13 protein-coding genes are annotated in these 14339 nt (G+C 50.4%); 7 read left to right on the top strand and 6 right to left on the bottom strand.

What is annotated here, in order from left to right; genetic code table 11:
• Positions 1 to 2: 2 nt before the first annotated feature.
• A complete protein-coding gene (locus GAP13_RS03925) occupies positions 3 to 1664 on the bottom strand; it encodes an FAD-dependent oxidoreductase (RefSeq protein WP_241864283.1) in 1662 nt (553 codons plus the stop codon).
• Between the two features lie 176 nt (positions 1665 to 1840).
• Here GAP13_RS03925 and GAP13_RS03930 point away from each other — a divergent pair, with 176 nt between their 5' ends.
• Genes GAP13_RS03930 through GAP13_RS03955 form a run of 6 tightly spaced genes read left to right on the top strand, consistent with a single transcriptional unit; the run spans position 1841 to position 7552 of the window.
• The gene (locus GAP13_RS03930; protein ID WP_158906401.1) at positions 1841 to 3016 is read left to right on the top strand and encodes a pyridoxal phosphate-dependent aminotransferase; all 1176 of its coding nucleotides are present in this window, start codon (positions 1841 to 1843) and stop codon (positions 3014 to 3016) included.
• A 41-nt stretch (positions 3017 to 3057) separates the two neighbouring features.
• A complete protein-coding gene (folD, locus tag GAP13_RS03935) occupies positions 3058 to 3945 on the top strand; it encodes a bifunctional methylenetetrahydrofolate dehydrogenase/methenyltetrahydrofolate cyclohydrolase FolD (protein ID WP_158906403.1) in 888 nt (295 codons plus the stop codon).
• Positions 3946 to 4005: 60 nt separating this feature from the next.
• Positions 4006 to 4836 carry a GTP cyclohydrolase FolE2 gene (folE2, locus tag GAP13_RS03940; RefSeq protein ID WP_158906405.1) on the top strand — a complete coding sequence of 277 codons (831 nt, stop codon included), beginning with the start codon at positions 4006 to 4008 and terminating at the stop codon, positions 4834 to 4836.
• A 21-nt stretch (positions 4837 to 4857) separates the two neighbouring features.
• On the top strand, positions 4858 to 5214 hold the full coding sequence (locus GAP13_RS03945) for a hypothetical protein (RefSeq protein ID WP_158906407.1): 357 nt from the start codon (positions 4858 to 4860) through the stop codon (positions 5212 to 5214).
• Positions 5211 to 6542, top strand: coding sequence for a tRNA (N6-isopentenyl adenosine(37)-C2)-methylthiotransferase MiaB (gene miaB / locus GAP13_RS03950; RefSeq protein WP_158906409.1), 1332 nt, complete (start codon positions 5211 to 5213; stop codon positions 6540 to 6542). The genes GAP13_RS03945 and miaB overlap by 4 nt, the downstream gene beginning before the upstream one ends.
• A gap of 2 nt (positions 6543 to 6544) precedes the next feature.
• On the top strand, positions 6545 to 7552 hold the full coding sequence (locus GAP13_RS03955; protein WP_241864285.1) for an SPOR domain-containing protein: 1008 nt from the start codon (positions 6545 to 6547) through the stop codon (positions 7550 to 7552).
• A gap of 30 nt (positions 7553 to 7582) precedes the next feature.
• Here the strand turns inward: GAP13_RS03955 and GAP13_RS03960 are convergent, their stop codons facing one another.
• The 4 genes from GAP13_RS03960 to GAP13_RS03975 all read right to left on the bottom strand — a co-directional run bounded on the left by GAP13_RS03960 (position 7583) and on the right by GAP13_RS03975 (position 13051).
• A complete protein-coding gene (locus tag GAP13_RS03960; RefSeq protein WP_158906413.1) occupies positions 7583 to 9007 on the bottom strand; it encodes a pallilysin-related adhesin in 1425 nt (474 codons plus the stop codon).
• Between the two features lie 33 nt (positions 9008 to 9040).
• Positions 9041 to 10240 carry an ornithine--oxo-acid transaminase gene (gene rocD / locus GAP13_RS03965; protein WP_158906415.1) on the bottom strand — a complete coding sequence of 400 codons (1200 nt, stop codon included), beginning with the start codon at positions 10238 to 10240 and terminating at the stop codon, positions 9041 to 9043.
• Positions 10241 to 10376: 136 nt separating this feature from the next.
• Entirely contained in the window at positions 10377 to 11495 is a 1119-nt protein-coding gene (locus GAP13_RS03970) for a D-alanine--D-alanine ligase family protein (RefSeq protein WP_158906417.1), read from the bottom strand.
• Complete coding sequence (locus GAP13_RS03975) at positions 11492 to 13051, bottom strand: UDP-N-acetylmuramoyl-L-alanyl-D-glutamate--2,6-diaminopimelate ligase (protein WP_158906419.1); 1560 nt, start codon at positions 13049 to 13051, stop codon at positions 11492 to 11494. Before GAP13_RS03975 ends, GAP13_RS03970 begins: the two co-directional genes overlap by 4 nt.
• Before the next feature lie 172 nt (positions 13052 to 13223).
• Here GAP13_RS03975 and queD point away from each other — a divergent pair, with 172 nt between their 5' ends.
• Positions 13224 to 13592: a 6-carboxytetrahydropterin synthase QueD gene (gene queD, locus GAP13_RS03980; protein WP_158906421.1), complete on the top strand. Its 369-nt coding sequence runs from the start codon at positions 13224 to 13226 to the stop codon at positions 13590 to 13592.
• 54 nt (positions 13593 to 13646) lie between these two features.
• Here queD and GAP13_RS03985 read toward each other — a convergent pair.
• Positions 13647 to 14339: hypothetical protein (locus GAP13_RS03985; RefSeq protein WP_503473369.1), on the bottom strand; the 693-nt coding region annotated here is incomplete at its 5' end.

Below are 14339 nucleotides of genomic sequence, written 5' to 3' on the forward strand. Positions count from 1 at the left end.
TTTCATTCTCCCTCTTCAATTATATTCTGAGCTTCTTTCAGAAGCCTCAAACTCATGTAACCGCCTGTGATGTAGCGGATGGCATTTCTCCCATGCTGGGAAAGCTGCCGGTACGCAAGATGGCCTTCGAAGCCGGCTTTGGAAACAATGAGAAGGTTCTCGTCAGGTATCTCTTCGATCCGGTCGCGAAGCTCGTCGAGCGGAATGTGCATGCTGTCTTTGATGTGGCCATTGAGGTATTCGACATAGGTTCGGACATCCAGTACTTTTGCTGAGCCCTGCTTGATGAGAGCTATGGCTTCCTGGGCTGAGACAAATTTCGAAAATCCTTGCATGTCGTTGAGCGCGGCAAATGAAGCCATCTGCATGGGGTCGTTTGCGCTGGAATAGGGCGGTGCATAGGACAAATCGAGCTCAGCGACATTTTGCAGGGTCAAGCCCGCATACACAGCGACCGCGAGCACATCGATACGCTTTTCAACGCCTTCTTTTCCGAAGGCCTGAGCGCCGAGAACTTTGCCATCTTCTCTTCTGTAGACAATCTTGAGGCTGAGGTCTTCATAGCCGGGATAGTAGGTGGCATGGTGCGCTTTGTGAATGGTGACTGCGCGCGCATCGATCTTCGCGGCGGCAGCTGCTTTTTCGGAAAGCCCTGTCATGGAGAATGTGTAATCCATCACCTTGACGACTGAAGTGCCAAGCGCTCCCGAGTAAGTCATGGACCCGCCAAGAGCGTTGGTCGCAGCAATTCGGCCTTGCCTGTTAGCAGGGCCTGCAAGCGGAATGCGGACTTTTGCTCCATCTGGCTTGCGGATGACTTCGATCATGTCGCCAGCGGCATAGATTTCTGGATCGCTGGTGCGAAGGAATTCATCCACGACGAGCCCGCCGCTTGAGCCAATTTCGAGACCAGCTTGCTTGGCAAGCTCGAGATTCGGACGCACCCCAACAGCGAGCAGAATAATATCTGCTGGAAGAGTGCTGCCATCGTTCAGGGTAGCGGTGCGGGCATTCCAGTCGATACGTACGACCGATTTGCCAGTTATGGAATCGACCCCATGCTCCGCAAGTGCTTCCGCAATCTGGGCGCCGAATTCAGGATCGGCGGGCGGCATGAGCTGGTTCATAAGCTCGACGATAGTTGTCGAAATTCCGCGTTTCTGGAATGCTTCGGCTGCTTCGAGGCCGATAAAGCCACCGCCTACGACAATTGCATGCTTGGGCGCATGTTCTTTTATAAATGCTTCGATTTTGTCGGTATCGGGAATGGTCCAGAGATTGAACACATTTGGGCTGTCCAGACCTTCGATCTGCGGGCGGATAGGGCTTCCTCCCTGCGCAAGGATAAGTTTGTCGTACGGAACTTCGGATTCGCCATCTTTGGTTCTGACGCGCACGTTTTTATTCTGCCTGTCAATTCCGATTGCTTCGGTATTCAGCATGACATTGACTCGATAACGAGCAAAGAACCCCTCTGCAGTCTGAAGGATCAGGTGGCCGCGCTTCTGGATATCGCCTGAAATGCGATAGGGCAGCCCACAGTTCGCGAACGAAACATAAGGGCCCTTTTCGAGAATGGTGATTTCAGCATTTTCATCCAAACGGCGCGCGCGTGCAGCCGCGGTCGCGCCTGCGGCTACGCCGCCGATTATGACAAGTCTCATTGCAACCTCCAATATATAGAAAGATATATATAAAAATGTTAATATTGTCAAGTCTGCGTCGTTGAAAAAAATAATAATTTATCTTTTAGTGCATGATCGCCGAGCAATAGATTGCCACATTTTTGCGCCTGGGATACAACAATACAATGCGTAGTTTATTTTCAACCCGATCAGATATGGGCGAAACCGAACCAAACGAGCTCGCAAAGATTCGTGCACAATATCTTGGCAATCATGAAACTATAAAAGAATTATCGCAGAGCAACCCCACAAAGGTCGGACTTAAGCGCAGCAGCGAATTCTATCGGCTCGATGCAGAAGGAAATTGCATATATAATCCTGAACCTCAGGGGCTTACTGCTGCTCGCGAGGCGCTTTCAATGCATTTCGCCGAAAAAGGGCGGGGTATTTCTCCGGACAATCTGTTTTTTTGCGCTTCGACATCAGAAGGGTACGCATGGCTTTTCAAGCTTTTATGCGATCCTGGTGATGTCGTGCTTATTCCCAAACCTGGATATCCGCTTTTTGAGCACCTCGCGATGTTGGAGTTCGTTCGGACAAGTGCGTATCCTCTTGAATACTCGCATCCATCAGGCTGGCATATCGATATTGCTGCGATCGCCAGGTATCTCGAAACACAACAGGGCAGGCGCGCCAAAGCAATTATTGTCATCAATCCGAACAATCCGACAGGGTCGTACATCCGCGCCTCGGAACGTGCAGCAATTCTGGAGCTGTGTGAGCGTTATGAGCTGGCGCTTATCGCGGATGAAGTATTTTTCGATTTCCCGCTATCCGACTCAATAGAGTGCGCCAGTTTCATCGGGGAAGAGCGAGTCCTGACCTTTGTGCTTGATGGGCTTTCCAAGCGTCTGGGCATGCCGCAGATGAAGCTGGGGTGGATTTGCGTGTCTGGCCCCTCCATGCTCGAAAGCCGCGCGAAAAAGCGGCTTGAGCTTATTGCGGATACATTTCTTTCTGCCGGTACGCCCATTATGAATGCGCTGCCGCGGCTGTTGTCATCTGAAGATTCATTTCTGGAAGAAATGCGCAGGCGGATAAGAGAAAATTATGCAATATATCGTTCAATTTTGGAATTCAATGAAAGTCCTCATCGCGTGCTTGCCTGTCAGGGAGGATGGACTGCGCTCGTCGAGAGCCCTTCATATATGGATGAAGAAAAAACAGCAGCTCTTTTGCTATTACAGAAAGGAATTGCCGCACAGCCTGGATATTTTTTCGATATGGAAAAGGGGATCCATTTTGCCTTCAGTCTGATTCTGCCTCAAGATTCTGCCGCAGCGTGGAGCGAAGATTATCGCGATTTCTTTGAAAACCTTGAAGCGCGATGACGAAGAAGAATAAATATGGTATCTTCTTGCATGGAGGAAATATGTCAGCAGTTCTGATCGATGGGAAAAAGATTGCGGAAGAAATTCGAAGCGAACTTGCAGGCAAGGTTTCGGCGCTGCGAACCGCGGGCGTTGTTCCCGGCTTGGCGGTAATCCTTGTCGGCGAAAATCCTGCATCAGTATCGTATGTGACCGCGAAGGAGAAAGCGTGCGAGGAGATTGGCATCCAGAGCTTCGAGACGCGATTTCCTGAAAATGTCGCCGAATCTGTGCTCCTGGAAAAGATTGCAGCATGCAACCGCGACCCTAAGGTTCATGGCATACTGGTTCAGCTTCCTCTGCCGCGCCATATCGACGAGCGCCGCGTGATCGGAGCTATTGACCCTTCGAAGGATGTGGATGGCTTTACGCCAATAAATTTGGGGAGGATGCTGCTTGAAGAGCCATGCTATATTCCATGCACGCCCCTCGGAATTATCGAGCTGCTAAAGCGCAGTGGCGTGCCGACCAATGGTGCGCGGGCTGTCGTTGTCGGCCGCTCGAATATTGTCGGCAAGCCCCTTGCCAATCTTCTCATTCGCAAATCAGTGAACGCTACAGTTACTGTCTGTCACACTGGAACCCGTGACCTTGCCGCACATGTAAAAGAAGCGGATATTGTGATAGCATGCGCAGGCAAGCCGGGGCTGGTTTCGATTGATATGATAAAGCCGGGCGCTTGCATTATCGATGTAGGCGTCAATCGCGTCCCCGACCCGACGAAAAAGAAAGGTTATCGCCTTTGTGGTGATGTCGATTTTGAAGAGGCTTCGAAAGTCGCTGGCTGGATTACACCGGTACCAGGCGGGGTAGGGCCTATGACGATAACAATGCTCCTTTCGAATACAATCGATGCGGCAGCGCGGATTTCGGATATTGCCCTGCAATAGTGGCAATTGCACAACCGTGCCAATTCAAGCAATGGCAGAATCAGGATAAAGGCAGAGATCATGGTCGATGTACAGTCATTTCAGGATGATAGGCATATTGCAATTCAAAAAGTAGGCGTCAAGGGGCTGCGTTATCCGATTACGCTGCTGGATAAAACAGAGAAATACCAGCATACGACAGCTGTAGTGAATTTGTATGCTAATCTCCCGCGCGAGCTGAAGGGAACGCATATGAGCAGATTCATCGAAGTTTTCGATGAATATCGGCATGACCTGTCGATGCCCAATGTCATCCGCATGCTCAGGAAAATCCGCACAGAACTCGATGCCCAGAGTGCATATACAGATATTCACTTCCCCTATTTTATAAACAAAGCGGCTCCAGTTTCAGGGCAGACGGCGATTATGAGCTATGATTGCTTCTATGAAGCGAGCTGTTCCGAAAAAGGGCACCGGTTCATTGCCGGAGTAATCGTACCGGTGCAAACAGTCTGTCCTTGCTCCAAAGCGATATCGGATGGCGGCGCGCATAATCAGCGGGGCCTTGTCACGCTTCAAGTTTCCCTAGGGCCATTTTTCTGGTTTGAGGATCTTATCAGGATTGTGGAAGAGTCTGGCTCCAGCGAGCTTTTTACGCTTCTCAAGCGCGAGGATGAAAAATTCATCACCGAAAAAGCTTACAGCCAGCCCAGATTCGTTGAAGATGTCGTCCGCGAAGTGTATCTGAAAGTAGATGCATTGAACAGATTCCCGTGGTTTTCCGTCGAAGCTGAGAATTTCGAGAGCATACACAATCATTCTGCATATGCGTATGTCGAAAAAAGCGAGCGATCGAAAATCGAGCCGGTACATGAGGGACATGGCAAAATCGACACATTTATGCTTGATTAGTAATAAGAGCGAGGGATTGATATGGAAAGCAATTTGCCGGTAGATCCGAAGAACCTGACAGACAAAGGCACCAAAGCTGTCATGTCGACAGCAGCCGGTTTGGGTATGCTGGGCGTAAATGCGCTTCTGGGCATTCCAGTGGTAGGTACTGTTATCTCTGCAGGGCTTCTGGGATTGGGCGCCATCGGGCTTTTTGGAAAGTCGAAGACGGACAAGGCATCAGGCACAGTGCTCGCTGCTGCGGGTATCGCCGGGCTTACAACCCTATTCATACCAGGTGTTGCACATTCGCTGCTGTCTCTTGGAGGAATAGGGCTCCTTGGGTTCGGAGTATTCAACCTCATAAGCTTCCTGAAAGGCCTCAAAAGCAAGAAATGAAGCAATATCACATAGAAACATATGGCTGCGAGATGAACAAGGCTGAATCAGCTGCAATGGAAGCCACTCTCCGCGAACATGGCTGGAAGCGCGTTTCCGAGCAGGATGCAGATCTTGTAATTCTGAATACATGCACAGTGAGAACAACAGCTGAAAACCGGGCATGGAACAGGATCAGCCAGCTCTCGGCGCGAAAGAAAGAGCGAGCCTTCGCGCTTGCAGTGGTCGGATGCATGGCTGAACAGCATAAAGGCGCAATTCAGAAGAAAGCGCCCGGCGTCGATTATGTGCTTGGCACGTTTCAGAAACAATCCTTCGGGCTTATGCTCGATCTTGTTGCGAAGGGCGAAAAAATCGATGTGCTTGAGGAAACACCCACCTATGTATTCGGAGCGAGCTATCACGAGCCAGGAGCCTTCCGGTCTTTTGTCCCAATCATGCATGGGTGCAATAATTTTTGTTCCTACTGCATTGTGCCGTATGTCCGCGGCAGGGAAATCTCCCGGAATCCTTCTAACATTCTGAAAGAAATTGATCAGCTTGAAGACCTCGGCGTGCGGGAGATTACTCTGCTGGGGCAGAATGTGAATTCGTACCGATGGGAAGAACAAGGCCATGTTCTGGATTTTCCAGGGCTTCTGAAACTCATCGCTCGGCACCTGCATGATAGGCAGTCTAGCGACGCACATGGACGAATTGGATGGATTCGCTTTCTGACGAGTCATCCGAAAGACCTTTCTGATTCTCTCATTGATACCATTGCAGAAGATCCAATTTTCTGCCGTCATATCCATCTCCCTGTGCAGTCTGGATCAAATTCGGTTCTCGCCCGCATGAATCGCAAATACACACGCGAATATTATCTTTCTCTTGTCGACAGGCTAAAAGCGGCAATGCCTGATCTTACGCTTTCGACCGATATTCTTGTTGGGTTTCCGGGGGAAACCGACGACGATGCAGAGCAAACGCTTGACCTGATGCGCCAGGTCCGATTTGCCTATTCTTTTATGTATCATTTCAATGCAAGGGGAGGGACTCCAGCAGCGTCGATGCCGGACAAAGTGCCGGATAAGACAAAAAAGCAAAGGCTTGCGCGCGTTATTGCGCTTCAGAAGGAAATTACCTCAGCGCTTATGCGAGAACGGCTTGGGCAGACTGATGAAGTTCTCATAGAGGGCGTTTCGAGACGGTCGAAAAAAGAAGTTCTGGCAAGGACCGCGCGCGACGAGATGGTTGTGTTGCCAGCTGCGCAGAGCAGAATCGGACAGTTTGCCCGTGTAAAGCTTGTGTCGATTTCGGGCAACACATTCAGAGGAGAAGAAGTGTGAGCATGCGCGGAAAAGCAAGAAATGGAACAGGAGATTTTTGGCGGCCTCGCGCATATCTTGCTTTTCTTTTTTTGTTTATCGCTTCTTCTGTATGGGGTCAAACCTATCGCAATCTTTCGCAAGCGCGGCAGGCAGCATCATCAGCCAAAACAGCGGATTCGCTTACAACAGTGCTGAAAACCGCGATTACGCAGCTTCCTGTTCGCGACAGCATCGCACTCTGTGAAGAATTCGAACCAAAGGTCCCGGCAGCTTTCAAGGCAGAGCTGAGGGGAACTGTCGGTGGGCTGTATTTGCTTTTGGGCCAAATAAATGATGCGAAAAGCTGGTATGCAAAAGCCGCTGGCCTGGATAAAAAATACACAATGCAAGCTCTTCGTCTTGCTATTATGGCAGGAGATCAGAAGACGGTGCTGCAGCTATTGAAAAGTGAATCGCTTTCCCGCGAGTCGCAAGAAATTGCCGCTATATGGATATCGCTCCTCGATGGCGAATACTCGAAAGCATCCGCCACAGCCAATCAGGCATTGTCCAGCACAACAGATCCCCAATCGCGAAGAGAAATTCTATTCCTGAAATATATTGCCGATTTTGGCCTGTATGGCACGGCAAATTCGAGCATCCTCAAGGAGTTCCCTTTATCTATAGAGGCGGACATGATTCAAGGCAAGGTTTTTTCATCCGCCCCGCTCATTCTGTCGGTTGGCCTTAGCTGGCTGGGTTCTCCAACGATTTTGGCTGATTTGGCACAAAAAAACCTGGCAAAGCAGGATAACAACAAAAGTGACTCCGGACAATGGCTCCAGGTCGGCTACTTTTCCGCCAAGGAAAACGCGGAACGCCTTTCCAGGAATCTGAGTGCAAAAGGCTATCAGACCCGCATTGTCGAAACGAAAAATTCGAATGGCGATTCGCGCTGGGCAGTGCACGTCGCTGCGAAAGATGATTGGCAGAAAACGCAATCGATGCTGAAAGATCAGGGATATGAGTCATATCTCGTGCAGCCATGATTTCATGTGCCTTGCTGGCGCTGAGTCGCATTAGCTGGTCTTTTTGAAGATATAAGGCGACAGGTAAGAAATGGAGACTCCATCTGCGCTCATAGTCGCTGGTTCAAGGTGAAGGCGTTCGACAGAACCATCTTTTGATTGCTCAATAGATATAAGATAAAAGTATCGCTCGCTGGCGAGGCCATTCTGCTGTATCTGCAAAAAATCGAGCACTTGGCGGCCATCATATTCGTAAAGGCGCGCAATTCCTTCGCGGTACTTTCCTTTAATGACAAGGATACTCTTGACTGGACTCAGCACAAGCACGGAGCCCTCATCGCCGAGATAGCGGCCAAACAGCTGGCTGAAATCAAATTGAGGCATCTTTGGGTGTTCCGTGGCGACTGCGTTGGGCATGGAGGCTGTTCGATATATGCTGGACCACCCTTCATCGCGGCGGAACGTGGCAATCTGCTGGTCTATGACAGAAACAGCAATTTCATTTTCCGCACGCGCTTCGATAACGACTACACGGTCAAGGTCGCTCGATTCAGAAGTGCTGCAGGTAATATAGAGACGATTACCGTTGCGTTCCGAACTTTTCATTATCCAGCGCTGCTGAATTTGCTGGTCGCTGAAAATGAGCTCTTGGTTTTTCGCATCCAGATAAAGAAAACGTGCACCGGCCGTGTTATCGGAATTCGTCCAGAGTCTATCCATCCAGGAAAGAAACGCTCCCACATCCACGCCGGAAGGTCCCGCAAAAATTGGCCTGGCTTTTTGATCGAGCGCAATTTCCGATGTCTTTTCGAATGCCGATAATCTGTTGTTCCAAATATATTTGCTTTGGAGCAGCACATTCGAACCGATCTCGCGCGTTTCGAGGATAATCGAGGCGGCTCGAGGTTTCTCTGTCTCAGTATTTTCCTGCAAAACAACCGATGCGCCGCGGCCAGAAAACACTTTTGCATAGCCTCGGTCAGAAAGCCGCCGGAAAATTGTCAGAGTCTGGTTATTCGATGCATCGAGCCCCTGGACTACAAGGTCGACAATCCCATCACCTGTTACGTCTTCCGGCTGAACAATGATGCTGTCCGATTTGGTTGCGGCAATTTCGCCATCGAAATAGCGGAAATAGATGCCCAAGGCTGGAGAAAACTTGGCAATAACGATGGAAAGAGCCTGGCTTGATGTGCTTTTTCTGGAGATGATGACCTGTTCGAAATCTTCGTCGTCATCGAGATTGAGATCTATCGTTTTGAGAAAGATTTCTTCAGGCACAGGTGCAATTCGTGCTCTCTGCTGGACAGCGCTTTGCTGTTGGACTTGATTTTTCTCATTAGAGGATTCAAGCATAACGGTCCGGTTTTCTATCGGGATTGAAGCCTGAAGCGTCTCCTGGCGCTGAAGCGCAACCAGCCATGCAGCAAGAGCAAATGCTACAAGGAACGCTGCAATGTACAAACGTTTGAGCATATGTGCAATCTCTTTCAGTTTCTTCTTCCTTGCCTATACAGAAGCCAGAACTCCGGTAATCCGGGCGAGCGCATCTTCGAGTTCATCTTCAGTGATAACAAGCGGCGGCGCAAAGCGAATAATGTTTCCATGTGTCTGCTTTGCAAGGATGCCGTTTTCTTTCAGCGCGAGGCAGGCTGGATATGCATCAAAATTTTCTTCGAATACTACTGCATTGAGGAGGCCTTTGCCGCGTACAAGGCGAATTTTGGGCGAGGAGACAGCTCGCACAGCTTTTCTGAAGTGCTCTCCAAGCCGATAGGCGTTTTCTTCGAGGTGCTCTTGTTCGAGCACTTCGATTGCAGCGACACCAACCGCATCAGCAAGGGGATTGCCGCCAAACGTTGAACCGTGGGTCCCGGGTGTGAATACATCCATTATTTCATGATCAGCGACTATGGCGGAGATGGGCATGATACCGCCTCCCAGGGCTTTCCCCAGGCACATGATATCAGGCCGTGCACCCTCATATTGCCATGCAAAACGCCTGCCCGTACGGCAGAAACCAGTCTGGATTTCATCGAAAATAAGCAGGATGCCATTTTCAGTGCAAATCTTGCGCAGCGCGGAAAGATATCCATCGGGAGGCACCACGACGCCTGCTTCTCCCTGAATCGGCTCCACGAGGATCGCAACGGTATTCTTGTCGATAGCGGCGCGAGCCGCTTCTGCATCACCAAAGGGTACTCTGACAAAGCCAGGTACATAGGGTCCATAATTCACATATGATTCCGGGTCGCTGGACATGGATACAGCAGTGAGTGTTCTTCCATGGAAGTTCCCTGCAGCGCAAATTATATTCTGCTTGCCGTTTTCGATGCCTTTTATTTCAGCGCCCCAGCGGCGAGCTGCCTTGAGCGCGGTTTCCACAGCTTCGACGCCGGTATTCATGGGAAGCGCTTTTTCATATCCGGTATAGTCGCAGAGTTTTTTCAAAAACAGCCCCATTTTGTCGTTATGGAACGCCCGTGAAGTCAACGTGACCAGCTCAAGCTGGGCCTTTGCTGCAGCGACAATATGAGGGTGCAGATGTCCTTGATTGACTGCTGAATATGCGGAAAGAAAATCATAATATTCTCTTCCTTCAGGATCCCATACTTTGCATCCCCTGGCTTTCGAAATGACGACCGGAATCGGATGGTAGTTGTGCGCACCATAGCGGTTGTCCAGGGTAATGTAATCTTGGGAATTCATGAAAAACCTCCTTCGAGAATAGAAGCTCCATACAGGAGTTTTTCCTATTATACCCTGAGTTGTTTTTGCCTGGAAGTGCTAATAATAATTAGCAATAGTATAAATAATTATGCAAATAAACCGGATTGCGCGATGCTTACGATTTAGAAAAATCGTATTCGAGCGATCTCTTTTTGGAGTAGTTTTCCAGACCCAATTCGATAAGCTTGTCAAGCAGATCAGGATAAGCAAGTCCTCCCTGTATGCACATTTGCGGATACATGGAAATGGCTGTAAAACCGGGGATAGTATTGATCTCGTTCAGGAAAACAGCACCAGTAAGTTTCTCCACAAAAAAATCGACGCGCGCCATGCCTTTTATTGATGCATATTTATAGGCTGCCACCGCCAGGCTCATTATCCGGGTTCTTGTTTCCTCAGCGAGAGGGGCGGGTATTAGCAGCGTCGCGCCATTTGGATCCTTGTATTTCGCTTCGTAATCGTAGAATTCATGTGAAGGAACGACTTCGCCGGGAGGAAATGCAACAGGATGTTCATTCCCCAGCACGGCACATTCGATTTCTCGGGCTTCGACATAGGCTTCGACAAGGGCTCTTTCGGACCAGCGAAGCGCGGAGGCCACCGCATTCTTGAGCATTTCCGGCTGGCTCACTTTCGAGGTGCCAACGGATGAACCAGAGCATGATGGTTTGATAAAACAGGGCCAACCGAACCGCGTTTCGATTCTGCGGGTTAGCGCCTGAAGATTCCCATCTGAAATATCTTCTTCGCCTACAGAGATATAATCGACAACGGGCAAACCTGCCGACAGCCACAGCCGCTTGGATGCTTCCTTGTCCATGCCGACCGCTGAACCGAGCACATCTGCGCCTACATATGGCAGATCCGCAGTCTCGAGCAGCCCCTGCACCGTGCCATCTTCGCCAAATGTGCCATGCAGAACCGGAAACACAATATCGATGTCGAGCTTTTTAAGGCCTTTTGCCTGTTCAACCCAAAGCCCGTCGCCCGGCACCGCAACAACACGCTCTCCTGGCTCGATAGCAGGGAGCGAGCGCATTATGCCTTTCTCGGGAGGCACAAAAGCCCACTCCGGCAAGTGCTGAAGATACCATTCGCCTTTTTTTGTGATTCCTACAGGCAAGACTCGATACTTGCTCTTTTCCAGGTATGCAATGATACTGCTCGCAGAAATGAGCGAGACTTCATGTTCTCCGGATCTGCCGCCATACAAGATAGCGATTGTCTTCATCATGTTTTTCCTTTTCTGCAGAAGCCCATTTCCGCGAGAATGGACAAGGCGGTTGCCTCTTCATCGTACGGTATGGTTCGATCTGCATAAATAATTGAATTTTCATGGCCTTTGCCAAGGAGCAAAACCAGGTCGCCTGCCTTGGCGAGCGAAAAAGCTTTGCGTATTCCTGTAGGCCGGTCTGGAATCAAAAAAAGGCGCTCGCCTCTGGGCAGCTCCGGGCAGCCGGCAGCGATCTCTTCCAGAAGAGCTCGCGGGTCTTCGCCTCTAGGATCTTCATCCGAAAGAATGACAATATCGCAGTAATCGGCGGCAATGCGGCCTTGCTGAGGGCGCTTTGCCCTGTCCCGTTCACCGCCTGAGCCGAAAACACAGATAATGTTGCCTTTTGTCGTGCTTCGCAGCGGCGGTAGGATTTCCTTGAATGAGGACGGGGTGTGGGCGTAATCGATGATCACATCGAAGGGCTGGCCTGTGATGATGCGCTGCATTCTGCCTCGTACAGGCTTCAGCTTCGGAAGATAGGGTATGAATGCGCTCCAATGGAGCCTTGTTGCCGCCGAGGTGGCAAGGATTGCGCCGAGCGCGTTCTGCACATTGAATGCGCCAGGCAGATTTATTCGAGCGCGTATTCTTGTTCGTTGGCTGTTGACAGTTCCTTCGACAGAAAAATCCGATCCTTCGAGATCGCTCTTGATATCTGCTGCTATAAGGTCAGCAGCAAATCCTTTACTCGAATATGTTTTGCAAGGAACGGCCGACTGCTCAATAAAATAGCTCGCACTGGGATCGTCAGCGCACACAATCCCGTACGGAGCGCATGAAAGCCCGACTAATTGTTTCTTGGAGCTGTTTTCGCCCAGATGACGGAAGAGGTTTGCTTTGTCGCTTCGATATTGTTCCCATGTTCCATGAAATTCGAGATGTTCATGAGTCACATTCGTAACAAGGCCGATATCGAATGCCACATGAGCAAGGCGTGCGGTGCGCAGCGACAATCCATGGCTCGATGCTTCCACTACAGCATACCGAAGGCCATTATCCCTCATGTTTGCAAGCATTTCGTGCACGGCAGTCGCTTCGGGAGTCGTTTGATGCTGGGGGTTTGGCTTTTCGCCTTCTCCCGTATCGGACATCACCGTGGAAAAGAACCCCGCCCTGAAGCCTGTAAGGTTCAACAGCTGATAAATAAGAAAGACCGTCGTGCTTTTCCCTTCTGTCCCTGTAACCCCTATAACACAAAGAGAAGAAGAGGGGTTTTCGTAGAAGGTGCTCGATATTGCGGACATGGCCCAGCGGCAATCAGCGACGCGCAAGGTTGTGATGTCTGCGGGACAGGACTTGAGCGCCCCTTCGTGAACCACAGCAATGGCCCCGTTCCGGATCGCATCGCCTATATATTTTGTTCCATCTGTATGAATGCCCGGCAAGGCAAAAAAGAGAAATCCGGGTTTGCAGTCTCTTGAATCATACGCAACGCCGCTGACAGGACGCTCGACTTTGCCGCGGATTTCCAGGATATCGAGGCCTGCGATCAGGTCGGAAAGAAATTTCGCCATTACGTAAACAATACTAGCATGGGGAGCCAAATGCATCAATTCATGCCCATGCGCCTTGAATACCTGGAATAGTAGGGGAATTTATTTCTGGATTTGGTATAATTCTAGCGGCGCTGAGATAGAAAGGCGCCGAAATTGCACCTTGGCAGAGAAAGTGAAAAAAGGGGGAAATATGTACCATATTCGAGTCGAAGCTGAATTTGCCGCAGCGCACCGAATTGTTCACTATAACGGAAAATGCGAGCGTCTTCATGGGCATAACTATAAAGTGAGAGTATGGGTGTCGGGAGCGACACTTGGAGATGGCGGCATGCTCATCGATTTTGCAGTAGTAAAGAATGCGCTGAAATCGCTCATTGCCGAAAAGCTCGACCATAGGGACCTGAACGAAATTCGGGAGTTCGAGGATGATCCCAGCGCAGAGCGCATTGCAAAGTACATCTTTGAACAGTTGAGCAAGGCGTTGCCGGATGTTCCGCTTTCAGCGATCGATGTGTTCGAGACGGATGCCTCCATGGCGCGATATGTACCAGATCGATAGAGATGCGAAAACCCATAGTGTTACGAACCTTGCAGAAGGTAGGTAGGAGAAAACTCACGCAAGCGCATAGCGAGGCAGATACTCCGCAGACGTCTTGAGAGGGGTCGAGAATGCGCGCTTCCAGAGCTTCTGATCCAGCAGATCGAGCGAGAGCCTACTTACGAATGCCCGTTCACGGAACATCCATGAGCGCCCCGTGGCCACAAGCTTGCGAGGTATGCCTGCAGCTTCTGCATGGGTCATACGCGCCTTTAGGTTCGCTTTGATCCGGAAGGGCTTTGCGTAGTTGTGCCAGGCCATGTAGACGCAGAAGCGATTGAGCATATTGGCGACATTGCGGGAAAAGCAGGCGGTTTCACGCCTATGGGCTGCTTGATCCTTTCTGAGCTCGCGATCCATGTAGTTGGCGCTGAAGAGGGGATTGTACCAGGTGCGCGGTTCGGTGGAGTGCACGGTCAGATGCACCAGTCGATGGTCTGCATTCTGAAAGCGAAAGAGCGGATGGCTATACAGCGCTCTGCGATATTCCTTTTTTTCGTCGGTGATGAGGATGAGAGGCTGCCAAAGCTGGGGCATGCGTTCCTGGGCAAGACGATCGAGCAGCTCCCGGAATGAGCGTTCGATGCTCCGAGGCTCAAAGGTACACGCACGATAGAGCAGGGACATTCTATGCTTTTGAGCCTCGGTGGTGTTGCCGGAACGGCGCAGGGTGGCATGGGTCGCGGCAAGGAAGAATTGAGAATCGGC

Origin of the sequence: Rectinema subterraneum, from assembly GCA_009768935.1 — a bacterium.
Classification (GTDB): domain Bacteria; phylum Spirochaetota; class Spirochaetia; order Treponematales; family Rectinemataceae; genus Rectinema; species Rectinema subterraneum.